This window comes from Lutibacter sp., from assembly GCF_021647475.1.
GTDB lineage: Bacteria > Bacteroidota > Bacteroidia > Flavobacteriales > Flavobacteriaceae > Lutibacter.
In genome coordinates, this window is sequence record NZ_JAKIUR010000020.1 from 18,739 (window position 1) to 41,107 (window position 22,369).

General features: G+C 30.0%; 20 protein-coding genes. 11 read left to right on the forward strand and 9 right to left on the reverse strand.

Features of this window, described 5'->3' with window-relative positions:
- The first annotated feature begins 1 nt into the window (after position 1).
- A complete protein-coding gene (locus tag L3J60_RS06505; RefSeq protein WP_291974686.1) occupies positions 2 to 1,138 on the forward strand; it encodes a DUF3179 domain-containing protein in 1,137 nt (378 codons plus the stop codon).
- 402 nt (positions 1,139 to 1,540) lie between these two features.
- Here L3J60_RS06505 and groL read toward each other — a convergent pair whose 3' ends face one another.
- From groL to miaB, 7 genes are all read right to left on the reverse strand, one after another.
- Complete coding sequence (groL, locus tag L3J60_RS06510) at positions 1,541 to 3,178, reverse strand: chaperonin GroEL (protein WP_291974687.1); 1,638 nt, start codon at positions 3,176 to 3,178, stop codon at positions 1,541 to 1,543.
- Between the two features lie 17 nt (positions 3,179 to 3,195).
- Positions 3,196 to 3,474 (reverse strand): co-chaperone GroES, encoded by a 279-nt coding sequence (locus L3J60_RS06515; RefSeq protein ID WP_291974688.1) that lies wholly within the window; start codon positions 3,472 to 3,474, stop codon positions 3,196 to 3,198.
- A 158-nt stretch (positions 3,475 to 3,632) separates the two neighbouring features.
- Entirely contained in the window at positions 3,633 to 3,977 is a 345-nt protein-coding gene (gene secG, locus L3J60_RS06520; protein WP_291974689.1) for a preprotein translocase subunit SecG, read from the reverse strand.
- On the reverse strand, positions 3,974 to 4,732 hold the full coding sequence (locus L3J60_RS06525) for a hypothetical protein (RefSeq protein WP_291974690.1): 759 nt from the start codon (positions 4,730 to 4,732) through the stop codon (positions 3,974 to 3,976). The genes secG and L3J60_RS06525 overlap by 4 nt, the downstream gene beginning before the upstream one ends.
- A 5-nt stretch (positions 4,733 to 4,737) precedes the next feature.
- Positions 4,738 to 5,244 carry an LptE family protein gene (locus L3J60_RS06530; protein WP_291974691.1) on the reverse strand — a complete coding sequence of 169 codons (507 nt, stop codon included), beginning with the start codon at positions 5,242 to 5,244 and terminating at the stop codon, positions 4,738 to 4,740.
- A 48-nt stretch (positions 5,245 to 5,292) separates the two neighbouring features.
- A complete protein-coding gene (locus L3J60_RS06535; RefSeq protein WP_291974692.1) occupies positions 5,293 to 6,528 on the reverse strand; it encodes a sigma-54 dependent transcriptional regulator in 1,236 nt (411 codons plus the stop codon).
- Positions 6,529 to 6,531: 3 nt separating this feature from the next.
- Positions 6,532 to 7,965 (reverse strand): tRNA (N6-isopentenyl adenosine(37)-C2)-methylthiotransferase MiaB, encoded by a 1,434-nt coding sequence (gene miaB / locus L3J60_RS06540; protein ID WP_291974693.1) that lies wholly within the window; start codon positions 7,963 to 7,965, stop codon positions 6,532 to 6,534.
- Between the two features lie 207 nt (positions 7,966 to 8,172).
- Here miaB and topA point away from each other — a divergent pair, with 207 nt between their 5' ends.
- The 7 genes from topA (at position 8,173) to L3J60_RS06575 (ending at position 17,627) form a co-directional block, all read left to right on the forward strand.
- A complete protein-coding gene (gene topA / locus L3J60_RS06545; protein ID WP_291974694.1) occupies positions 8,173 to 10,656 on the forward strand; it encodes a type I DNA topoisomerase in 2,484 nt (827 codons plus the stop codon).
- Positions 10,657 to 10,707: 51 nt separating this feature from the next.
- A complete protein-coding gene (locus tag L3J60_RS06550; RefSeq protein ID WP_291974695.1) occupies positions 10,708 to 11,868 on the forward strand; it encodes a formimidoylglutamase in 1,161 nt (386 codons plus the stop codon).
- A 114-nt stretch (positions 11,869 to 11,982) separates the two neighbouring features.
- Positions 11,983 to 13,341, forward strand: a complete 1,359-nt coding sequence (gene gldK / locus L3J60_RS06555; protein WP_291974696.1) for a gliding motility lipoprotein GldK — start codon at positions 11,983 to 11,985, stop codon at positions 13,339 to 13,341.
- 35 nt (positions 13,342 to 13,376) lie between these two features.
- A complete protein-coding gene (gene gldL / locus L3J60_RS06560; protein WP_291974697.1) occupies positions 13,377 to 14,012 on the forward strand; it encodes a gliding motility protein GldL in 636 nt (211 codons plus the stop codon).
- Positions 14,013 to 14,054: 42 nt separating this feature from the next.
- Complete coding sequence (gene gldM / locus L3J60_RS06565; RefSeq protein ID WP_291974698.1) at positions 14,055 to 15,584, forward strand: gliding motility protein GldM; 1,530 nt, start codon at positions 14,055 to 14,057, stop codon at positions 15,582 to 15,584.
- Between the two features lie 15 nt (positions 15,585 to 15,599).
- Positions 15,600 to 16,499: a gliding motility protein GldN gene (gene gldN, locus L3J60_RS06570; protein ID WP_291974699.1), complete on the forward strand. Its 900-nt coding sequence runs from the start codon at positions 15,600 to 15,602 to the stop codon at positions 16,497 to 16,499.
- A 63-nt stretch (positions 16,500 to 16,562) separates the two neighbouring features.
- Positions 16,563 to 17,627, forward strand: a complete 1,065-nt coding sequence (locus tag L3J60_RS06575) for an FAD-dependent oxidoreductase (RefSeq protein ID WP_291974700.1) — start codon at positions 16,563 to 16,565, stop codon at positions 17,625 to 17,627.
- On the opposite strand, the gene L3J60_RS06580 is transcribed toward L3J60_RS06575, so the two are convergent.
- The gene (locus L3J60_RS06580; protein WP_291974701.1) at positions 17,596 to 17,991 is read right to left on the reverse strand and encodes a DUF983 domain-containing protein; all 396 of its coding nucleotides are present in this window, start codon (positions 17,989 to 17,991) and stop codon (positions 17,596 to 17,598) included. The two genes, L3J60_RS06575 and L3J60_RS06580, sit on opposite strands and share 32 nt — an antisense overlap.
- A 124-nt stretch (positions 17,992 to 18,115) precedes the next feature.
- Between L3J60_RS06580 and L3J60_RS06585 the strand changes: the two genes are divergently transcribed.
- The 3 genes from L3J60_RS06585 to L3J60_RS06595 all read left to right on the forward strand — a co-directional run bounded on the left by L3J60_RS06585 (position 18,116) and on the right by L3J60_RS06595 (position 21,777).
- A complete protein-coding gene (locus tag L3J60_RS06585) occupies positions 18,116 to 20,035 on the forward strand; it encodes an ABC-F family ATP-binding cassette domain-containing protein (RefSeq protein ID WP_291974702.1) in 1,920 nt (639 codons plus the stop codon).
- A 79-nt stretch (positions 20,036 to 20,114) separates the two neighbouring features.
- Positions 20,115 to 20,984, forward strand: a complete 870-nt coding sequence (locus L3J60_RS06590; RefSeq protein ID WP_291974709.1) for a pyridoxal-phosphate dependent enzyme — start codon at positions 20,115 to 20,117, stop codon at positions 20,982 to 20,984.
- Position 20,985: 1 nt separating this feature from the next.
- Positions 20,986 to 21,777, forward strand: coding sequence for a glucosaminidase domain-containing protein (locus L3J60_RS06595; protein WP_291974703.1), 792 nt, complete (start codon positions 20,986 to 20,988; stop codon positions 21,775 to 21,777).
- Positions 21,778 to 21,856: 79 nt separating this feature from the next.
- Here the strand turns inward: L3J60_RS06595 and L3J60_RS06600 are convergent, their stop codons facing one another.
- Entirely contained in the window at positions 21,857 to 22,324 is a 468-nt protein-coding gene (locus tag L3J60_RS06600; RefSeq protein WP_291974704.1) for a hypothetical protein, read from the reverse strand.
- Positions 22,325 to 22,369 lie beyond the last annotated feature (45 nt).

Below are 22,369 nucleotides of genomic sequence, written 5' to 3' on the forward strand. Positions count from 1 at the left end.
TATGAAAACAAAGAATTTTTATGTGATTATTATGGTGTTGTTACTTGTTTCCTGCGGAGGAAGCACTAATGATATTAATAATACTGCTTCAACAGGATCTGGTAATAATACAGGCAATAATAATGGTGGAAGTTCAGGAAACAATGGTAATAACCAAGGAGGAGGCACTAACTCACAAGATTGGTTAATACCAATTTCAGAAGTAAAAGATGGAGGCCCTGGAAAAGACGGAATTCCTTCCATTGATAATCCTAAATTTTTGGATGTAGATGATCCTAATACTAATTTTTTAACAGATGAAGATTTAGTAATTGGAATTGTGGTTGGTGATGAGGTAAGAGCATATCCACATTTAATTTTAGACTGGCATGAAATTGTAAATGATGAATTTGAAAGTGATGCCATAACAATTTCATATTGTCCATTAACTGGAACAGCTTTTGGGTGGGAAAGTTTAACCAATAGAACTAAATCAGAATTTGGCGTATCAGGGTTACTGTATAATGCCAATTTAATTTTATATGATAGAAATACAGATAGTAACTGGTCTCAACTAAAATTGTTATGTGTGAATGGTACACTAATAGGTCATAAACCAGAACTTCAACAAGTTATTGAAACTAATTGGGGAACTTGGAAAAAATTATATCCAACTTCAAAAGTTTTAAGTTTAGATACAGGATTTTCAAGAAATTATGATTTATACCCTTATGGAGATTATAAAACAAATAATGATTTTTTCCTTTTTACTGCTTCACCAACTAATGATGCTTTACCAAATAAAGAACGAGTATTTGCTTTAATTAATGATGAAAAATCGAAAGTGTATCAGTTTTCTAAATTCATAGGAGGGAAAGCCATAAAACAAACTTTCAATGGAATTGATTATTTAGTGGTTGGAAATGATAAGTTAATAACGGCTTTTGAATTAGATTCTGCCAATTCTAATTTAAATTTCAATTATGCTTTTAATGATTTGGAAGTATTTATTACCGATGATGAAGGCAATTCTTGGTCTGTTTTTGGAAAGGCATTATCTGGTCCTAGAGCAGGGGAGCAGTTGAAAATGGCAAAATCTGTAGTTAGTTATTGGTTTGCAATTGCGGCTTTTTATCCAAATCCAATTATATATTCATAAGAATATGAATCTAAAGTAAGATAAACAAACATTATGATGAATCACAACTAAAAAAGTTGGTTGATTATTGCCGATAGAAATTATTTAAAACCTTAGTTCGACCTAAGGATTTTATTTAAATAACTGAAAATCAAAATGTCATTGCGAAAATTATAAACGTAGTGCTATAATTTGAAGTAATCTTTTCATAAAAATGAGATTGCTTCCTTATTCCGCTTTGCTTCATTCATCGCAATGACGTAGCTTGTTGATTTTCAACCCAGTATTTATTTTCTTATATCGAACTCGGGTTTAAAGATACTAATTAGGACTCTATCCTAAAAGCTGTGTAATAAAAGAAAATCCGAGATTTAAAACCTCGGATTTTTTAATATCATATTTATTTTATATATAATTATATTTTTACATCATTCCTGACATTCCGCCTCCCATTGGTGGCATTCCTGCTCCTGCAGGTGCTTCTTCTTTAATATCCACTAATGCACAAGCTGTAGTTAAAATCATACCAGCAACTGAAGCTGCATTTTCTAACGCAATCCTAGTTACTTTGGTTGGATCAATAATACCTGCTTTAAACATTTTTGTGTATTCATTGGTTTTGGCATTGTATCCAAAATCTCCTTTTCCTTCAATAACTTTAGCAACCACAACGGAACCTTCACCACCTGCATTTTCAACAATTTGACGTAATGGTTCTTCAATGGCTCTATCTAAAATTTTAATTCCAGTTACTTCATCTAAACTATCTGTGGTAATAGATTTCAAAACTTCTTTTGTTCTAACTAAAGCTACACCACCACCAGCAACAATACCTTCTTCAACAGCTGCACGCGTTGCGTGTAAAGCATCATCTACTCGGTCTTTTTTCTCTTTCATTTCAATTTCACTAGCAGCTCCAACATATAAAACAGCTACTCCACCAGCTAATTTAGCTAAGCGTTCTTGTAATTTTTCTTTATCGTAATCTGAAGTTGTAGTTTCTATTTGAGCTTTAATTTGTGCAACTCTTGCTTTAATATCAGTTGCATTTCCTGCTCCGTTTACAATGGTAGTATTGTCTTTATCAATAGTAATTCTTTCGGCTGTACCTAACAATTCTAAAGTAGCTTTTTCAAGAGATAATCCTCTTTCTTCAGAAATTACGGTTCCACCAGTTAAAATAGCTACATCTTCTAACATTGCTTTTCTTCTATCTCCAAATCCTGGAGCCTTTACTGCTGCAATTTTTAATGCTCCTCGTAATTTATTCATTACTAAGGTAGCTAAAGCTTCGCCTTCAACATCTTCCGCAATAATTAATAAAGGTTTACCATTTTTTGCAACGGGTTCTAAAATTGGTAATAAATCTTTAAGATTGGTAATTTTTTTGTCGAATAATAAAATGTAAGGATTTTCTAAATCAGTTAACATTTTATCTGCATTGGTTACAAAATAAGGAGAAAGATAACCTCTATCAAATTGCATTCCTTCAACAATATCTACATAAGTTGAAGTTCCTTTTGCTTCTTCCACAGTAATAACGCCTTCTTTGCCTACTTTTTGAAAAGCCTCTGCAATTAAATCGCCAACAGTTTTATCATTATTTGAAGATATGGAAGCGACTTGCTTTATTTTATCAAATTTGTTTCCAACCTCTTGAGATTGTTCTTGTAAGTTTTTAACAATTGCTGTAACAGCTTTGTCAATACCGCGTTTTAAATCTAATGGATTTGCACCAGCAGCAACGTTTTTTAATCCTTCTTTTACAATTACTTGTGCTAAAATGGTAGCAGTTGTTGTACCATCACCAGCTAAATCATTGGTTCTAGAAGCAACTTCTTTTACCATTTGAGCTCCCATATTTTCTAAAGTATCTTCTAATTCAATTTCTTTAGCTACGGTTACCCCATCTTTTGTTATTTGTGGTCCGCCAAAGGTTTTTCCAATAACAACATTTCTACCTTTTGGTCCTAAGGTTACTTTAACAGCATTTGCTAAAGCATCTACACCACGTTTTAAACCGTTACGTGCTTCTATATCAAAAATTATATTTTTTGCCATTTTTTATTTTTTTTAAATTAAACGATTGCTAAAATATCAGCTTCTCTCATAATTAAATATTCAGTATCTTCTAAAACAAGTTCTGTTCCAGCATATTTTCCAAATAAAACAGTATCGCCAACTTTTACAGTCATTGCTTCATCTTTGGTGCCGTTACCTACTGCAATTACAGTTCCTTTTTGTTGTTTTTCTTTTGCTGAATCTGGAATTATAAGTCCTGATGCTGTAGTTGTTTCAGCTTCTAAAGGTTTTATTAAAACTCTATCAGCTAACGGTTTAATATTAATTTTACTCATTTTATTTTAAGTTTAATTATTAATTATAGCAATTTTATTGACCAAAAGTATGCCAATTTATAAAAACTGACAAATGTACTTTTAATAGGAAGTATGTTAATATAAAAATGCCAACGTGTCATTTACGTTGGCATTTTTTTTATAAAAATTCTGTTCAATTATTTTAAAGAATCTTGTAAACTTGTATTAGTTTTTGAATCTACTGGTGCAACAGGGATTTCTCTATTTTCGATAGTATTTTTAACTTCAGAACTTTGAGTTGCTGTTTTTGAATGCGGTGCAGCAAAATTTGAAAGTAAAATTAAACCCATTAATACGATAGATAATGTCCATGTGCTTTTGTCTAAAAAGTTGGTGGTATTTTGAACGCCTCCTAATGATTGTGTTCCACCACCTCCAAATGAAGAAGATAATCCTCCTCCTTTTGGTTCTTGTACCATAATAATTAGTATTAGCAATAATGCTACAATAATGATTAAGATTAAAAATAATGTAAAAGTCATGATTTATTTATTTGTAAAATTTTAATTGCTTTTATTCGGTTTGCAAAGAAACTACTTTTTTCTGGATATTTCAAACTTAAAATATGATAAGCTTGCATGGCTTTTGCATATTTTTTTTGTTCTAAATATACTTTCGCCAAAGTTTCAGTCATTAAATTTTCATTTTCAGCAGTGCTTTCTGTTGAAACATCAATTATTGTTTGTTGTTTTGCTATGGGTTTAATTTTTGGTTTTGTTTTAATAAATTGATCAATAATTTTTAATTTATCAATAGATTTTTTTCCCCGTTGAATAGGTTTTTGAGTTGTTAACTTCATCCATTCATTAAAAGTATGGGGCTCAGTACTATTAAATTTAATGGGCTTTCCTAATTCTAAAATATCAGTTTCCTTATTTGGCGTTTCAATTTCAGTATCTTTTTGTTCTATTACTGCTTTTGGAAGATAAGAGGTGTCCTTTTTAATCGGATTTAAAATTATTTTTTTGTTCTTACCTTTTGTTTGTGATTTTCTTGCTAAAAATGGAGTTGAAGTAATAAATTCAAAAAGTATATTTCTATCAATAGTGTAGGCCGCAGTTTTTTTTAAGGATTCATTGTATTTGTAATTTTTTGAGTTGTATAATCCTTTTAATTGAATGGCTTTTACAGATTGAAAATATGGAAATTCTTTTTTTATTTTCTCTAATTTTTCAATATCTTGAGATGTTAAATTATTAGGATGATTTATTAAATATGTTAACCTATCTGCATTCATTTAAGTTACCATTTTGCTACGGAAGCATTAAAAATATCTTGGGTAATTCGTTCTAAAATTTCAGTAAAAGCATCATCTAAAACGGCACCTGTTAGCTGAGCCTTTGCATCATAATCATAATAATGAGAAAACGTTCTCTCAAAATTGTCTTCTTCATTTTTATTATTAAAAAAACGAACGTTTACAGTAATAGTTAATCTGTTTTGTGCAGCTGTTTGTTGTGCAGTGGCGGTCATAGGGTTAATTTTATAACCTGTAATTTCACCTTCAAATTGTAAGTCGCCACCTGCTTTAACCAAATCTAAATTAGTTTGTTGTAAAAATAAGTCTTGTAATTTACGTGTAAATGCTTCACTCAACGTTGGTTCAACTAAAATAGCATTGTTAGGGAAATAATCTATTTGTACCGTTTTAACATCAGAACTAATATTAGCTCCTGTAAATGAATAAATGCCACAACTTTGTGCGATAAATAAGGTTAAAATTAGGAATAGAAATCTATATTTTTTCATTAATAGGTTTTGTGGTAGTACAAATAAGGCTCAAAGATATTAAATTAACTACAAATTGTATTGTTTTATTTTCCGATATAAGGTTCTTTCTGAAATGCCTAATTCGGTTGCGGCTAATTTCCGTTTTCCATTATTGCGTTCTAATGATTTTTTTATCAACTCAATTTCTTTATCTTCTAAAAATAAACTTTCATCGGCATCAATAGTCTCAGCGTATTCAAAATTTCCTGAATTAGTATCGTTATCGGAATATCTAACTACTTCAACTTTATTTTCAATAGGATTATTTTTTGGATCTTCGTGATATATTTTTTGAATAAGATGTTTGTTATCTTCTTTCACTTTAGAGGCATCATTTGATTGCATTAAATCTAAGGTCAATTTTTTTAAATCGTTTATATCATTACGCATATCAAACAAAATTTTATACATAATTTCTCGTTCGGTAGCAAAATCGGTAGCATTTTTTTCTTGAGAAATTATGGAAGGTAAATTAGTTCCTTTAGTTGGTAAATATTGCAACAATATTGCGGCATTAACCACTCGATTTTCTTCTACTATAGAAATTTGTTCTGCAATATTTTTTAACTGACGAATATTACCTGGAAAACCATAATTTTCTAAAGATTTTACAGCATCATCAGTTAAACGAACCGTAGGCATTTTATATTTCTGAGCAAAATCTGAAGCAAATTTCCTAAAAAGTAAATGAATGTCGCTAATTCGTTCTCTTAAAGGTGGTAAATGAATTTCAATGGTGCTTAAACGATAATATAAATCTTCTCTAAATTTACTTTTTGAAATTGCTTTATGTAAGTCTATATTAGTTGCAGCCACCATACGAACATTAGTTTTTTGTACGTTTGATGAGCCTACTTTTATAAATTCACCATTTTCTAAAACACGTAATAATCTTACTTGTGTGGTTAAAGGCAATTCACCAACTTCATCTAAAAATATGGTTCCGCCATCGGCAACTTCAAAATAACCTTTTCTGGCTGTAGTTGCACCAGTAAAAGCACCTTTTTCATGACCAAAAAGCTCGCTATCAATAGTTCCTTCAGGAATTGCACCACAGTTTACAGCAATATATTTTGCATGCTTTCTGTGTGATAAATGATGAATTATTTTTGGAATACTTTCTTTACCAACACCACTTTCACCAGTTACTAAAACAGAAATATCAGTTGGAGCAACTCTAATCGCTTTTTCTAAAGCACGATTTAAGTGTGTATTATTTCCAATAATCTCAAATCGTTGTTTAATGGTTTGTAAATTTTCCATAACTTATATTTTTTTACCAATTAATGTGGCAGAAGTACAATTTTCAATAAATACATTAACAAAATCTCCGATATTTTCATTTCTTTTAGGAAAAACTACTACTACATTTTGTGAATTTCGACCTTTCCAATGTAAATCAGATTTTTTTGAACTTCCTTCAATTAAAACTTCCACAGTTTTACCAAGAAACTGTTGAGTTCTAAATAAACTGTGTTTTTGTTGTAATTGAATGATGTCATTTAATCTTCTTTTTTTAATCTCGTTAGGAACGTCATCTTTCATTTTTTTTGCTGCTGGAGTTCCTGGGCGTTCAGAATAGGCAAACATAAATCCAAAATCATATTTTACAACTTCCATTAAACTAAGTGTTTCCTGATGTTCTTCTTCAGTTTCTCCACAAAAACCAGTCATCATATCTTGTGAAATAGAACAATTAGGAATTATTTTTTTTATGTTTTCAATTAAGGTTATATATTCTTCACGAGTGTGTTTTCTATTCATTCTTTGAAGCATGCTAGTACTACCTGATTGTACTGGAAGATGAATTGATTTACAAATATTAGCATGTTTTGCCATCACTTTAATTACATCTAAACTCATATCTTGCGGATTTGAGGTAGAAAATCGGAAACGAGTATTTGGAAATTCTATAGCTACTAAATCAAGTAATTGAGCAAAGTCAACCGCAGTGGCTTTGGCAATATCCGTTGCGTTTTTAAAATTCTTTTTTAAACCGCCACCATACCACAAATAACTGTCCACATTTTGACCTAATAGAGTTACTTCTTTATAATTAGTGTTAACTAATTGTTGAATTTCTTCTATAATACTTTTTGGATTTCTGCTTCGTTCTCGTCCACGTGTAAAAGGAACCACACAAAACGTACACATATTATCACAACCGCGAGTGATAGATGCAAATGCAGAAACGCCGTTGGAATTTAGACGAACAGGAGAAACATCACCATAGGTTTCTTCTTTAGATAAAATTACATTAATGGCATTACGACCTTCGTTTACTTCTTGCAATAAATTTGGTAAATCTCTATAAGCATCAGGCCCAACTACCAAGTCTACAATTTTTTCTTCTTCTAAAAATTTTGTTTTTAGCCGTTCAGCCATACATCCTAAAACGCCAACTTTCATAGTTGGATTTATTTTTTTTACAGCATTGTATTTTTGTAATCGTTTTCTGATGGTTTGTTCAGCTTTTTCTCTAATTGAACATGTGTTTACCAAAACTAAATCGGCTTCTTCTAATAATTGTGTTGTATTATAACCTTGTTCCGAAAGTATAGCTGCTACAATTTCACTATCATTTAAATTCATAGAACAACCAAAACTTTCTATAAAAAGTTTTTTATGATTTTTACTTTTTTTTTCAGTTAAAAGGGCTTGTCCTTGTTTTTTTTCGTCTATTACTTTTTCGTCACCCATATTCATTTTTATTTGGTGCAAAGATATAACCAATATTTCAAAAATATGACATATTGGCAGAAATTTAACATAGATTTTATGGGTTTGTTTTAAGAGATTTTAACTTTGATTTGGACTATTAAAAAAAATCTATATACTTTTGCAATCCAAAAACTCAGAAAAAAAGCGAAGAGTAAGGTGGTATTAAAATAAGTTAAAAATAGAATTATGGCAAAAAACTTAGTGATAGTTGAATCCCCGGCAAAAGCAAAAACAATTGAAAAATTTTTAGGAAAAGATTTTCAGGTTGAATCAAGTTTTGGACATATTGCGGATTTACCTTCAAAAGAAATCGGAATTGATGTTGAAGGAGATTTTAAACCAAAATATATAGTTTCAACTGATAAAAAAGCAATTGTTAAAAAATTAAAAGATTTAGCAAAAAAAGCAGATACGGTTTGGCTAGCTTCGGATGAAGATAGAGAAGGAGAAGCCATTGCTTGGCATTTATTTGAACAATTAAAGCTAAAAAATGAAACGACTAAACGTATTGTTTTTCACGAAATCACTAAAAAGGCCATATTAAAAGCCGTTGAAAATCCAAGAGAAATTGATTATAACTTGGTAAATGCACAACAAGCTCGTAGAGTTTTAGATCGTTTAGTAGGTTATAAATTATCTCCTGTTTTATGGCGTAAAATTAAAGGAGGATTATCTGCTGGGAGAGTTCAATCGGTAGCAGTTCGTTTAATTGTAGAAAAAGAACGTGAAATACAAAACTTTAAACCAATAGCATCCTATAAAGTAGTTGGAGAATTTACTACTAACAAAAATAAAAGATTTAAGGCTTCAATTTCAAAGAATTTTGAAACTAAAGAAGAAGCTAATCAGTTTTTAAAATCGTGTAAAGAAGCTTATTTTAAAGTTGAGGATTTACAAAAAAAACCAGCTAAAAAATCACCAGCACCTCCATTTACAACTTCAACGTTACAGCAAGAAGCATCAAGAAAATTGTACTTCCCAGTAGCTAAAACTATGTTAATAGCTCAGCGTTTGTATGAGGCAGGTTTAATTACATATATGAGAACGGACAGTGTAAATTTATCTGAAGATGCAAAAAACGCTGCTCAGGAAGAAATTATTAAATCTTACGGCGAAGCTTATAGTAAACCAAGAAATTTTAAAACTAAATCTAAAGGAGCTCAAGAAGCACACGAAGCTATCCGACCAACACATATGGATCAGCATACAGTTTCTGTTGATTTTGATCAAAATAGATTGTATGAATTAATTTGGAAAAGAACTCTTGCCTCTCAAATGAGTGAAGCACAATTGGAAAGGACTGTTGCAAAAATCTCTAATTCCAAAAACTCTAAATTGTTTGTAGCCAATGGAGAAATGATAAAATTTAAAGGATTTTTAAAAGTTTATTTAGAAGGAACTGATTTTGAAGAAGATGAGCAAGCTGGTTTATTACCAAATTTAGCTGTTCATGATCAAGTAAGCAACGAATTAATTTCAGCTACAGAAAGATACACAAAAGCTCCTTATCGATATTCAGAAGCAGCTTTGGTTAAACGTTTAGAAGAATTAGGTATTGGTCGTCCATCAACTTACGCACCAACAATTTCAACTATTCAAAGACGAGATTATATTGTAAAAGAAATAATTGAAGGGATAGACAGAAATTATACGCAAATAGTTTTAAAAAATAATGAAATTAAAACTAAAACATTAACGGAAAAAGTAGGTTCGGATAAAGGAAAACTAATTCCTACAGATATAGGAAATATCGTAAACGACTTCTTGGTTGCAAATTTTTCGGACATTCTTAATTATGGGTTTACCGCTAAAGTGGAGTCTGAATTTGATGAAATTGCTGAAGGAAAAGAAGATTGGACCCAAATGATTAAAGATTTTTATAAAACATTTAATCCAATGGTTGAAGATGTAACCGCAAATGCTGAACGTGCAAAAGGTGAACGCTTATTAGGTGTTGATGCAGCTAGCGGTAAAAATGTATATGCACGTTTAGGAAGATTTGGAGCAATGGTACAAATTGGTGAAGCTACGGATGAAGAAAAACCAAGATTTGCAAGCTTACAAAATGGGCAAACTTTAAGTACTATTACTTATGAAGAAGCTATGGATTTATTCAAATTACCAAAAACTATTGGCGAATTTGAAGGTAATGAAATAGTTGTTGCCAATGGTCGGTTTGGTCCATATATCAAATTTGATTCTAAGTTTATTTCTATTCCAAGAGATGAAAATCCTATGGATGTTGATTTAGATAGAGCCATTGAATTAATTAAAGAAAAACAAAAGGCAGATGCTCCAATTGCTACTTATGAAAATTTACCTGTTCAAAAAGGCGTGGGTCGATTTGGTCCTTTTATTAAATGGAATAGTATTTTTATCAATGTAAATAAAAAGTATGATTTTGATAATTTAACCCATGATAATATTGTCGAATTAATAGAAGATAAAAAACGAAAAGAAATTGAAAAGGTGCTTCATAATTGGGAAGAAGAAGGTATTAGAGTAGAAAAAGCACGATGGGGAAGATCCAATATTATTAAGGGTAAACAAAAAATTGAACTTCCAAAAACAATTGATGCAACAAAACTCACTTTAAATGAAGTTAAAGCTATTATAGAGAAAAATACCAAGAAAAAGAAGACTACAAAGCGAAAAACCACCAAAAAATAATTTTTTTTAAGTATATTGCCACATAAAAAAAGAGAATTCTAACCCCTAGCAATGAATTTTGAATATCTAAAACCTGTTGACGAAGCTTTATTGGCCTCTGCCAAAATGCAAACAAACCAAACTTTTGGTCAAAGCATAGCTGTCTATACTCAACAAGATAATTTCCCAGATTTATCTACAATCAAAATTGCAATTATTGGAGTTGAAGAAGATAGAGCCTCTGTAAGTAACTATGGTACAGGCTCAAATTTGGATGAAATTCGAAAAGAATTATATAAATTATATCCAGGAAATTGGTCTTTACAGGTTGCTGATTTAGGAAATATCACCCAAGGAAACTCTATAAATGACACTTATTTTGCATTAGGACAAGTGTTAACTGCTTTAATTAAAAAAAATATAATTCCAGTAATCATTGGTGGAAGTCAAGATATTACTTTTGCAAATTATAGAGCCTATGATGCTTTAGAGCAAACCGTTAATTTGGTTGCTGTAGATAATAAATTTGATTTTGGTCATATTGATGATGAATTAACATCTCAAACATTTCTAAGTAAAATTGTTATGACTGAACCAAATAATTTATTTAATTATGCTAATATTGGATATCAAACTTATTTTAATGCACAAAATGAAATCGATTTAATAGATAGTTTATATTTTGAAGCGTATAGGTTAGGTGAAGTAACAAATGATTTGCCAATTGTAGAACCAGTTTTAAGAGATGCAGATGTAGTTAGTATTGATTTGTCTGCAGTAAAAAATGCCGATGCACCAGCAAATCAAAATGCAGAACCTAATGGATTTTCTGGAGCAGAAATTTGTGCAATAGCTAGGTATGCAGGTATAAGTGATAAAGTTTCTTCTTTTGGAATTTACGAATATAATGCCAAATTTGACATCAAAAATATTACAGCAAAATTGGTCTCACAAATGATTTGGTATTTTATTGAAGGAGTTAATTATAGAGCAAATGATTATCCTTTCGGTTTAATGGATAACTATCAAAAATTCATTGTGCCCATAGAAGATCAATTGCTAAATTTTTATAAAAGTAATAAAAGTGGAAGATGGTGGATGGAAATTAATATCACAAAAAATAATAAATTTAAAAGACATGCGTTAATACCTTGTACATATCAAGACTATGTTAGTGCAACACAGCAGGAAATACCCGATAGATGGCTTAAAACATTGAAAAAAATTGTGTAAATAATGCTAAATAGTTTGAAAATTTAAATTTTTTTAAGAGTACCAAAATAAATTAAATATTGTTTTTTAAATTAATAAGTAATAGGTTTGTCAAAAAGGAATAAGAAAATTATTATGAAGAAATTACCCTTCTATATTTTATTAGCATTAATTATAACTAGCTGTGGATCTAATGATCAAGGCGAATTAATAGGCGTACAATCTAAAAGTAAATGGCATTCAAAAAAGCCTGTTGGAATGGCTTATATCCCCGGAGGATCATTTACTATGGGTAAACAGGATGAAGATGTTTCAGGAGCATTAAATAGTCCTACCAGAACGGTAACTGTCCGTCCTTTTTATATGGATGAAACAGAAATTACAAATGCTGAATATAAAGAATTTGTATTTTGGGTTAGAGATTCTATCGTTCGTACAAAACTGGCACTTCTATCTGAATTGATGTCCGATGACACTAATAAAGTTCTTGAAGATTATCAATTTAAAAATATTGATACAACCGATATGACTCCTTATCAAAAATACATGATGAATAATTATGGAAGTTTAGGAGATGTTAACTCACCATTACAAGGAAGAGCTTTAAATTGGGATGCGGATTTAATTTGGAATACGAGTGAGTTTCCTGATGAATATTATGCAGAAGTAATGGATTCTATGTATGTACCTATTGAAGATAGTTTTGATGGTAGAAGAATGCTAGACACTAAAAAATTAAAATATAAATACTCATGGTTAGATAGGGAGGCCGCAGCAAGAAATAAAGGTGAACGAAAAAACTTTATAAAACAAGAAGTTGTAAATGTATATCCCGATACTACTGTTTGGGTGAAAGACTTTAATTATTCGTATAATGATCCAATGCATCAAGATTATTTTTATCATGAAGCGTATAATGATTATCCAGTTGTAGGCGTAACTTGGAGTCAGGCAAAAGCTTTTTGTAGTTGGAGAACCAAGAAGAAAAATGATTTTTTACGTTCAAAGAAAAAACCAAGTTCAGTTCCATATTTTAGACTACCAACAGAAGCGGAATGGGAATATGCCGCTCGAGGAGGTTTGGAATTTTCAACATATCCTTGGGGAGGTCCTTATACCACCAGTGATAGAGGCTGTTTTTTAGCAAACTTTAAACCAGATCGTGGAGATTACGCAGTAGATGGAGCTTTATATACTATGGAAGCAAAATCATACAATCCAAATGGATATGGATTATATAATATGGCAGGAAATGTTTCTGAATGGACAAACACTGCATATAATGATGATTCTTATTACATTGGTTCAACTATGAATCCAAATGTAGAAAATACTAAAAATCGCAGAAAAGTTATTCGTGGAGGTTCCTGGAAAGATGTAGCTTACTTTTTAGAAGTGAGTACTAGAGATTATGAATATGCTGATTCTGCTAGAAGTTATATTGGTTTTAGAACCGTGCAAGACTTCTTAGGAGCAAATAATAATAAAAACTAAAATTAACAACCCTAAATAGATAAAAAATCAACATTATGGCACAAACTAGAAATACCAAAAAATTATTTAATTATGCTTATGGAATTGGAGCATCAGTGGTTATTGTTGGAGCTCTGTTTAAATTACAACACTGGACAGGTGGAGGATTAATGCTTTCAATTGGTATGCTTGTAGAGGCAGCAGTTTTCTTTATATCTGCTTTTGATTCTGTAGATGAAGATCTAGACTGGTCTTTAGTCTATCCTGAATTAGCTGCTGGACAAGCCCGAGATAAGGACAGAAAAGACGCTAGAGAATCTCAAAGTTTATTATCTCAAAAATTAGATGAAATGCTTAAAGATGCAAAACTAGATGTAAATTTAATGCAGAGTTTAGGAGAAAGCATTCAAAATTTTAAAGGAGCAGCAGAAAACATTGCTCCAGCTATAGATTCTATTGCGGCAACCAATAAATATAGTGAGCAATTATCCTTAGCGGCAGCACAAATGGAATCTTTGAATAGTTTATATAAAGTACAGTTAGAAAGTTCTTCTAGACAAACTGAAATTAATGAACAAGTTGTTGAAAATGCATCAAAATTAAAAGAACAAATGGAATCTATGGCTTCCAATTTATCTTCTTTAAATGGTGTTTATGGAGGAATGTTATCTGCTATGACTAATAAAAACTAATTAGTTAATTAAACTAAATTATTAACCAAAAAACTAATTAGAATGGCTTCAGGTAAACTTTCACCAAGGCAGAAAATGATTAACCTTATGTATTTAATATTCATTGCAATGTTGGCAATGAATATGTCTAAACAGGTTTTATCTGCTTTTGGTTATATGAATGAAAAACTAACGGATAATAATGTAACCACCTCGATAAAAAATAGTGCTACATTACAAAATTTAGCAACAAAATCACAAGAACAACCAGAAAAATACGCTGCTTTATATGAAAAGGCTAAAAAAGTAGATGTTTTATCTAAAAAATTTAATGATTATTTAGAATCTAAAAAAACATATTTTCTATCAAAAGTAGATAATCCAAAAGATTATGAAGAAATGGATAATGCTAATATTGGAACAGAATATTTTTTTAAAGGAGATGGCGTTACTAAAGCAGGGCAAGAATTTTTAGATCAAATTAAAAACTATAAAAATGAGATTGTTAATTTGGTAGGTAAAAATAGTCCTCTTGCTTCAACTATAAAAAAACGATTTGATACTTCTCCTCAAAAATCAGCAGATGGTATGGAACCTTGGTTAATGAATAGATATGAAGGATTTCCTTTAATTTCTTACGTTACCAATTTCACATCTTTACAATCCGATATTAAAACAACACAATCTGAAATATATGGAAATCTTTTAGGAGGACAATTAGAAAGTGATGTTTCTATGTCTAATTATCAAACTATTTTAATTCCAGAAAAATCAGCATTTTTTCAAGGTGAAAACTTTAAAGGAAAAATTGTTTTAGGTAGATATGATTCTTCTTTAAAACCTTCCGAAGTAATTGTAAATGGAAAACCAATTACAAAAATAGAGGGTGGTGGAGCCATTTTAGATTTTCCTGCTGGTGCAGTTGGTGAAAGAGAGGTAAAAGGTAAATTCGTTTTTATGGAAAACGGAAAACCTGTTGAAATTCCAATTAATGGTTCTTATGCGGTAATTCCAAAACCAAATAGTGCTGTAATATCAGCCGATAAAATGAATGTGGTTTACAGGGGAGTGCCAAACCCTATGACTATTTCAATTCCTGGTATTCCTGATAACTTAGTTACCGCTAGAGGTATGGGTTTAAAAAGAGCCAAAGGTATTGGTAAATATATCATGACACCTGGTAAAGGAAAAGAAGTTAAGATAAGTGTTTCAGGTAAATTACCAAACGGACAAACAGTAAGCACTTCTCAAAAATTCAGAATTAAAGGAATTCCTTCTCCTCGTGGAACTATTAGAAAACAAGACGGTTATGTAAAAATGCCTAAAACTAGTTTAACTAAATCCACTGTTGGGGCAGCTTTATTAGATTTTGATTTTGATTTAAAGTTAAAAACTACAGCCTTTACCATAAAAGTACCAGGTCAATCTGCCGTTGTAGTTAGAGGAAATAGAATGAATGCTCAAGCTAAAAAAGCTATTGCAAAAGCAAAAAGAGGAGATGTAATTACAATATTTGATATTAAATCTTCGTTAGTAGGTAATTCAACTTATAAAATTAAAAATGCTTCTGCGGTAAGTATTGAAATACAATAAATTAAAAATTAAGTGATGAAAAAAAGAAATATTGGAATTTTTATTTTAGCAACTGTATGGGTTCAAATAACCTTTGCACAATCTAATTTGTTAAATGCTAAGAAACCTTCTGATATTGGTAAAAAAACTGCGGAACAATTAATAGTTGATAATGATAAACCATTGGCATATGGCTATATTGATGATAGAGATGTGCTTTGGTCCAAAGTAGTTTGGGAGTACATTGATTTGAATGAACGTATAAATTTACCGTATTATTATCCAGTGGATACTACTAGTGTTTCAACGGATAGAAGGTCATTGTTTGATACATTGTTAAGAGGTATTAAAAAAGGAGAAATCACAGAAGTTTATGATGATTCTTATTTTACTGCTAAAATGAGCAAGGCTGAAATTATTAGTAAATTATATAGAATAGATACAACTGATGCTGGTTTTGATGAACTTAATGCGGGAAGTACCAATATTGATGAATATATTGATAAAGTAAATTTGACTTCTCAAGATATTGAAGGATTTAAAATTAAAGGGCTTTGGTATTTTGATAAACGCCAAGGAGAACTTAAATACAGATTACTTGCTTTAGCTCCTGTTGCACCAGACGTGCAAACTATGGGTAGAGAAAACGAAGATGTTTCAGAACAATTACCTATATTTTGGGTTTGGTTTCCTGATGCACGTAAAGCGCTACACCACATGAAAGTTTTTAATCAAAAAAATTCTGCCTATCCAATTTCTTATGATCATCTGCTGAATGCAAGACGATTTAATTCTATCATTTATAGAGAAGAAAACATTTATGGAGATAGAGATGTAGCCGATTATGTAAAAGGAAATGCTTTATTTCAAGTTTTGGAATCTAACAAAATTAAAGAAGATATTAGAGATAAAGAATCAGATATGTGGAATTATTAATTCTTACATAAAAATTGATATAAAACTCTTGCAATTTGCAGGAGTTTTTGTTTTTTTACAACTATGGTAAATAGGGAGGTAGATTATATTATTGTAGGTTTAGGTTTAGCTGGTTTGACATTTTCTAGAATTTTAGAAAAACATAAAAAATCATTTATTGTTTTTGAAGATAATTCTCAAAATGCTTCATTGGTGGCTAGTGGCATGTATAATCCTGTAGTGTTAAAACGATTCACACCTGTTTGGAAAGCAAATTCACAACTTAAAGTAACAATCCCTTTTTATCAAGAATTAGAACAATTATTACAAAATAAATACAATTTTGCTGTAGCTATTTATAGAGTTTTTAAATCTGTTGAAGAACAAAACAATTGGACTGTTGCTTGCGATAAACCTTTGCTCTCAAATTACATGATTCCTCAAATAATAAATAAAAAAACAGTAGGAATTTTATCTAATTTTGGTTTCGGAAAATTAAAAAATACAGGTAGAATATCAACCAAATTACTACTTGATGATTATAAACTTTATTTAAAGGAACGCAACCTAATTAAATACGAAAGGTTTAATTATCATTCTTTAAAAATCAATAAAAATCTAGTTGAATATGAAAATATTACAGCTAAAAATATTATTTTTTGTGAAGGATTTGGGTTAACAAAAAATCCGTTTTTTAACTATTTACCAATGCGAGAAGCCAAAGGCGAATTGTTAACAATACATACTCCAGAATTAAATATTGATTTTATGATAAAATCTTCTGTTTTTGTTTTACCTCTCGGGAATCATTATTATAAAGTTGGAGCAACATTTAATTGGAAAGACAAAACATTAAATACCACTCAAGAAGGAAAACAGGAACTAATAGATAAACTTTCAACGGTAATTAATGTGCCTTATAAAATTGTATCACAAAGTGCTGGAATTAGGCCAACAGTAAAAGATAGAAGACCTTTAGTTGGAAAGCATCCGGTTTATAAAAATATGGCAATACTAAATGGCTTAGGAACTCGTGGAGTTATGATTGCTCCTTGGGTAGCAAAACAATTATTTCATCATTTAGAAAATGATAAAGAACTAGATAAAGAAATTATGATTAATCGATATCAGAAACTTTTTTCAAATTAGGTTGGTAATGTACAAAAATGTTAATCCAGATAATTCTAGACCATCTTATTGCAAATGGCGAAGTAATAATTATGGCGAATATAATTGGAATAAAAGTTTGTTTTAGTGTTAAATTAAATCCTAAATAACTGATAATAAATGTAATAATAGCAACGCCAACACTTAATCCATAGTTTACATACATTGCTCCATAATAAAAAGAAGGTTCTCTCATATATTTTAATCCACAGTTTGAGCAACGCTCTTTTACCTTAAAAGCCTTATTAATTTTTAGAATATTTTTTTCTTCTAAAAAATCACCTTCTTGGCAACGTGGGCATTTGTTAAACAAAATGCTATATAATTTTGATCCTTTTTTAAACATTTTTCAGTTAGTTTTATTACTGTTCTATGGTAATAATAAAAGTTTAATTGAGCAACAAACTTTTTTATAGTAAGTTTGCATGCTTTTACAAAAAAGCAAATTTACATTTAATTATAAAAGAACAATGCTTAACGTACACAATTTAACGGTTTCCTTTGCCGGATCTAATTTGTTTTCAGGAATAACCTTTAAATTAAATAAAGGTGATAGAATAGGATTGATAGGGAAAAATGGTGCAGGAAAATCTACTTTACTAAAAGTAATTTCAAAAGATATTGAAAGTACAAGTGGCACTATGGCTTTTGATAAGGAAGTACGTATTGGATTTTTGCGTCAGGATATTGATTTTGTGGAAGGTAGAACTATTTTAGAAGAAGCTTATATGGCTTTTGAAGAAATAAAAAAATTAGAAGCCAGATTAGATAAAATCAATCATGAATTGGTAGAAAGAACAGATTATGAAAGCGAATATTATCATGATTTAATGGTTGATTTAAATGAATGTACGCACAGATATGAGCTATTAGGCGGTTATAATTATAAAGGAAATACTGAAAAAATATTACAAGGTCTTGGTTTTCAACGTGAAGATTTTGATAAACTAACCAATACTTTTTCTGGTGGTTGGAGAATGCGTATTGAGTTGGCAAAATTGTTATTACAAAATAACGATATTTTATTACTTGATGAGCCAACAAATCATTTAGATATTGAATCTATCATTTGGTTAGAAACTTTTTTGAAAAATTATTCAGGAGCCATTATGTTGGTTTCTCATGATAAAATGTTTTTAGATAATATTACCAACAGAACTATTGAAATTTCATTAGGTAAAATCTATGATTATAAAAAACCATATTCTCAATTTTTGTTATTGCGTGGTGAAATAAAGGAAAAACAGCTTCAGGCTCAAAAAAATCAGGAGAAAGAAATTAAAGCTACCCAAATTTTAATTGATAAATTTAGAGCTAAGGCAAACAAAGCTTCTATGGCTCAATCTTTAATAAAAAAACTAGATAAAGTTGAACGTATAGAAGTGGATACAGATGATAATGCAGTAATGAATGTTAGATTTCAAGTGTCAAAAGATCCAGGAAAAATAGTGATAGAAGCCGAAAATTTATCTAAAAGTTATGGTGATAAACATGTGTTAGAAAATGTAAATTTATTAATTGAACGAAATAGTAAAATTGCATTTGTTGGTCAAAACGGACAAGGAAAATCGACTTTAGCAAAAATTATTGTCGGTGAAATTGCTCATGGTGGACATTTAAAGTTAGGACACAATGTTGAAATTGGATATTTTGCTCAAAATCAATCTGAATATCTTGAACCTGAAAAAACGGTTTTAGAAATTATGGAAGATGCATCTACAGATTCAAACCGAGTAAGAGTAAGAGATATGTTAGGTGCTTTTTTATTTGGTGGAGATGCCGTTGATAAAAAGGCAAAAATGCTATCCGGTGGAGAGCGTAATAGATTGGCCTTGTGTAAATTACTTTTATCTCCATTCAATGTTTTAATAATGGATGAACCAACAAATCACTTAGATATAGCATCAAAAAACGTACTTAAAAGTGCATTGAAAAAATTTAATGGAACCTTAATTTTAGTATCGCATGATCGTGATTTTTTACAAGGGTTGGCTACCACAGTTTACGGATTTAAAGACAAAGAAATTAAGGAATATTTAGGTGATATTGACTATTTCTTGGAACAACATCAAATTGAGAGTTTAAGAGAAGCAGAAAAGAAAACTGTTGTTGAAAAAAAGAAGAATAAAAATTCAAAAAAAGAAGCTTTTAAATCTTCAAAAGTAGGAGAGAAAGAACTTAAAAAATTAAAAAATAAATTAACCAAAATTGAATCTCAAATTGATACTTTGGAAAAAGAAATTTCAGAAATGGATATTGCTTTAGCTGAAGATTATGAAACAGCTTCAACAAACCCAAACTTTTTTGAAGACTATAAAACAAAAAAGAATACGGTTGAAAAATTGATGGAGGAATGGACTTTACTTGAGGAAAAAATGGAATTGAACTAAATTTTTATAGCGTTTGTTTTTAAAAACTAAAAATAGCAGAGTTCAACAAGTCAATTTTTCAGAAACTGAGAATAGTGGAATTTCTATTTTTATAAAACGAGAAGATGAATTGCATCCTTTTATTTCAGGAAATAAATATCGAAAGTTAAAATATAATTTAGAAGAAGCTGCTAAACAAAAAAAAAGTACATTATTAACTTTTGGAGGTGCTTATTCTAACCATATCGCAGCAACTTCAGCTGCAGGTTTTGAACACAATTTTAAAACCATTGGAGTTATTAGAGGAGATGAATTAGCTAATAATTTAGAGACGGTTTTACAAGAAAATCCAACTTTAAAATTTGCATCAGCACATAATATGCAGTTTCATTTTGTTTCCAGAAGTGATTATCGAAATAAAACTACATCAGAATTTATTGACAAGTTAAAAGAAAAATTTGGAGATTTTTATTTAGTTCCTGAAGGCGGAACCAATGAATTTGCAGTTAAAGGTTGCGAAGAAATTTTGATAGAAGAAGATAATCAATATAATGTAATATGCTCGGCTGTTGGAACAGGAGGAACCATTTCTGGAATTATTAATACTACTAAAAAACATCAAAAAGTAATTGGTTTTCCTGCTTTAAAAGGTGATTTTCTTCAACATGAAATAAAAAAATATGTACTAAGGAATGATAATTGGAGTTTAAATACCGATTATCATTTTGGAGGTTATGCAAAAGTTTCTGAAGAATTAATTACTTTTATCAATAAATTTAAAGAAGAAACTAAAATTCCATTAGATCCTGTTTATACAGGAAAAATGATGTTTGGTATTATAGATTTAATTAAAAAGAATTATTTTAAAAAAGGAACTAAAATTTTGGCAATTCATACCGGTGGATTACAAGGAATTGATGGAATGAATCTTGTTTTGAAAAAGAAAAATTTATCACGTATAAAAAAATAGAATGAAATATAATTACATCATTATAGGATTGTTAAGTGTTGTTTTGATAACAAGCTGTAAATCAAAGAAAAAGATTGCTGAATCTTCTAATAAAAAAAGGATTGAAAATGTAAAAATTTCTAAAAATGATGAAATAATTACCAACAAACCAGCAAAAAAATCTTCCTTTCAATCTTCTACCATAGCATATATAAATGAATATAAAGATATTGCAATGGAAGAAATGCGGATTTATAAAATTCCTGCAAGTATAACTTTAGCACAAGGTATTTTAGAATCACGAAGTGGCAATAGTGAACTTACTCGGAAATCAAATAATCATTTTGGAATTAAATGCCATAAAGGATGGAATGGACAAAAAGTGTATCACGATGATGATAAAAATGATGAGTGTTTTAGAGTGTATAAAAATCCGAATAATTCATTTAAAGATCATTCAAAATTTTTAGCAAATAGAAAAAGATATGCTAAATTGTTCAAGCTTAAAAAAGGAGATTATGTAAGATGGGCAAAGGGATTAAGCACAGCTGGTTACGCAACCGACAGAAGATATCCGGCTAAATTAATTGCCATTATTGAAAAGTATAATTTGCATAAATACGATAGAAAAGTGTTAGGTAAAAAAGAGAAATTACCTAAAAAGGATAAAGTAGAAAACTATGTGGTTGTTAAAGGAGATACTTTATATTCTATTTCTAAAAAATTCGGATTATCAGTTGATGAGTTAATGCAATTGAACAATTTAAGTACCAATGAAATTAGCATTGGGCAAACGTTAGTTTTAAATAATTAATTTTTTGGATAAAAAGAAAAACAAAACGCTTCCATTGGAAGCGTTTTGCACATTAATTCAAATTTAAAATTACATTTATTTAATTATTAAACCATTGTCTTCCTTGTTGGTTTCCTTTAACTCCTTTTTTATTTCCGCAACCATTTCCTTTTCTATGGTTCATTTTGGATTTTGTCATAGTTTGCCATATCGTAAATTGTGCTGGAGTTAGAATCTTTTGCATGGCTAATTTGTGTTGTTCCATTCTATCTAATCGGCTACTTTTAAATTGAAACATTTCTTCAGTTGTCAATGTGTTTCCATTTAGTTTTCTTTCTAACATAGATTTTCTCATGGCTTGGCGAACCATTGCTTTATTTTTTTGTATTTTAAAAATAGCATTTTGTTGCTCTTGATTTAAGTTTAATAGCATGGTCATTTTTTTTGTTTGCAAGGTTGCAACTTGTTCAGGTGTAAAGTTTTGATTACCTCTTTTGCCATTACCTTGTGCATTTATTGAACTGGATAAGGCAACCATAATTACTAATAATCCTACTAATTTTTTCATAATATGTATATTTTAATTGTTTTTATAGTACTAAGACACTTAGAT

Excerpts from the sequence above, each read along its gene's own strand:
- L3J60_RS06585 (WP_291974702.1), top strand. The coding sequence starts at position 18,116 with ATGCTTAACGTACACAATTTAACGGTTTCCTTTGCCGGATCTAATTTG.
- L3J60_RS06530 (WP_291974691.1), bottom strand. The coding sequence starts at position 5,244 with ATGAAAAAATATAGATTTCTATTCCTAATTTTAACCTTATTTATCGCA.
- L3J60_RS06575 (WP_291974700.1), top strand. The coding sequence starts at position 16,563 with ATGGTAAATAGGGAGGTAGATTATATTATTGTAGGTTTAGGTTTAGCT.
- gldK (WP_291974696.1), top strand. The coding sequence starts at position 11,983 with ATGAAGAAATTACCCTTCTATATTTTATTAGCATTAATTATAACTAGC.
- L3J60_RS06550 (WP_291974695.1), top strand. The coding sequence starts at position 10,708 with ATGAATTTTGAATATCTAAAACCTGTTGACGAAGCTTTATTGGCCTCT.
- gldL (WP_291974697.1), top strand. The coding sequence starts at position 13,377 with ATGGCACAAACTAGAAATACCAAAAAATTATTTAATTATGCTTATGGA.
- secG (WP_291974689.1), bottom strand. The coding sequence starts at position 3,977 with ATGACTTTTACATTATTTTTAATCTTAATCATTATTGTAGCATTATTG.
- L3J60_RS06600 (WP_291974704.1), bottom strand. The coding sequence starts at position 22,324 with ATGAAAAAATTAGTAGGATTATTAGTAATTATGGTTGCCTTATCCAGT.
- gldN (WP_291974699.1), top strand. The coding sequence starts at position 15,600 with ATGAAAAAAAGAAATATTGGAATTTTTATTTTAGCAACTGTATGGGTT.
- L3J60_RS06525 (WP_291974690.1), bottom strand. The coding sequence starts at position 4,732 with ATGAATGCAGATAGGTTAACATATTTAATAAATCATCCTAATAATTTA.
- groL (WP_291974687.1), bottom strand. The coding sequence starts at position 3,178 with ATGGCAAAAAATATAATTTTTGATATAGAAGCACGTAACGGTTTAAAA.
- L3J60_RS06515 (WP_291974688.1), bottom strand. The coding sequence starts at position 3,474 with ATGAGTAAAATTAATATTAAACCGTTAGCTGATAGAGTTTTAATAAAA.
- gldM (WP_291974698.1), top strand. The coding sequence starts at position 14,055 with ATGGCTTCAGGTAAACTTTCACCAAGGCAGAAAATGATTAACCTTATG.
- miaB (WP_291974693.1), bottom strand. The coding sequence starts at position 7,965 with ATGGGTGACGAAAAAGTAATAGACGAAAAAAAACAAGGACAAGCCCTT.
- L3J60_RS06595 (WP_291974703.1), top strand. The coding sequence starts at position 20,986 with ATGAAATATAATTACATCATTATAGGATTGTTAAGTGTTGTTTTGATA.
- L3J60_RS06505 (WP_291974686.1), top strand. The coding sequence starts at position 2 with ATGAAAACAAAGAATTTTTATGTGATTATTATGGTGTTGTTACTTGTT.
- topA (WP_291974694.1), top strand. The coding sequence starts at position 8,173 with ATGGCAAAAAACTTAGTGATAGTTGAATCCCCGGCAAAAGCAAAAACA.
- L3J60_RS06580 (WP_291974701.1), bottom strand. The coding sequence starts at position 17,991 with ATGTTTAAAAAAGGATCAAAATTATATAGCATTTTGTTTAACAAATGC.
- L3J60_RS06535 (WP_291974692.1), bottom strand. The coding sequence starts at position 6,528 with ATGGAAAATTTACAAACCATTAAACAACGATTTGAGATTATTGGAAAT.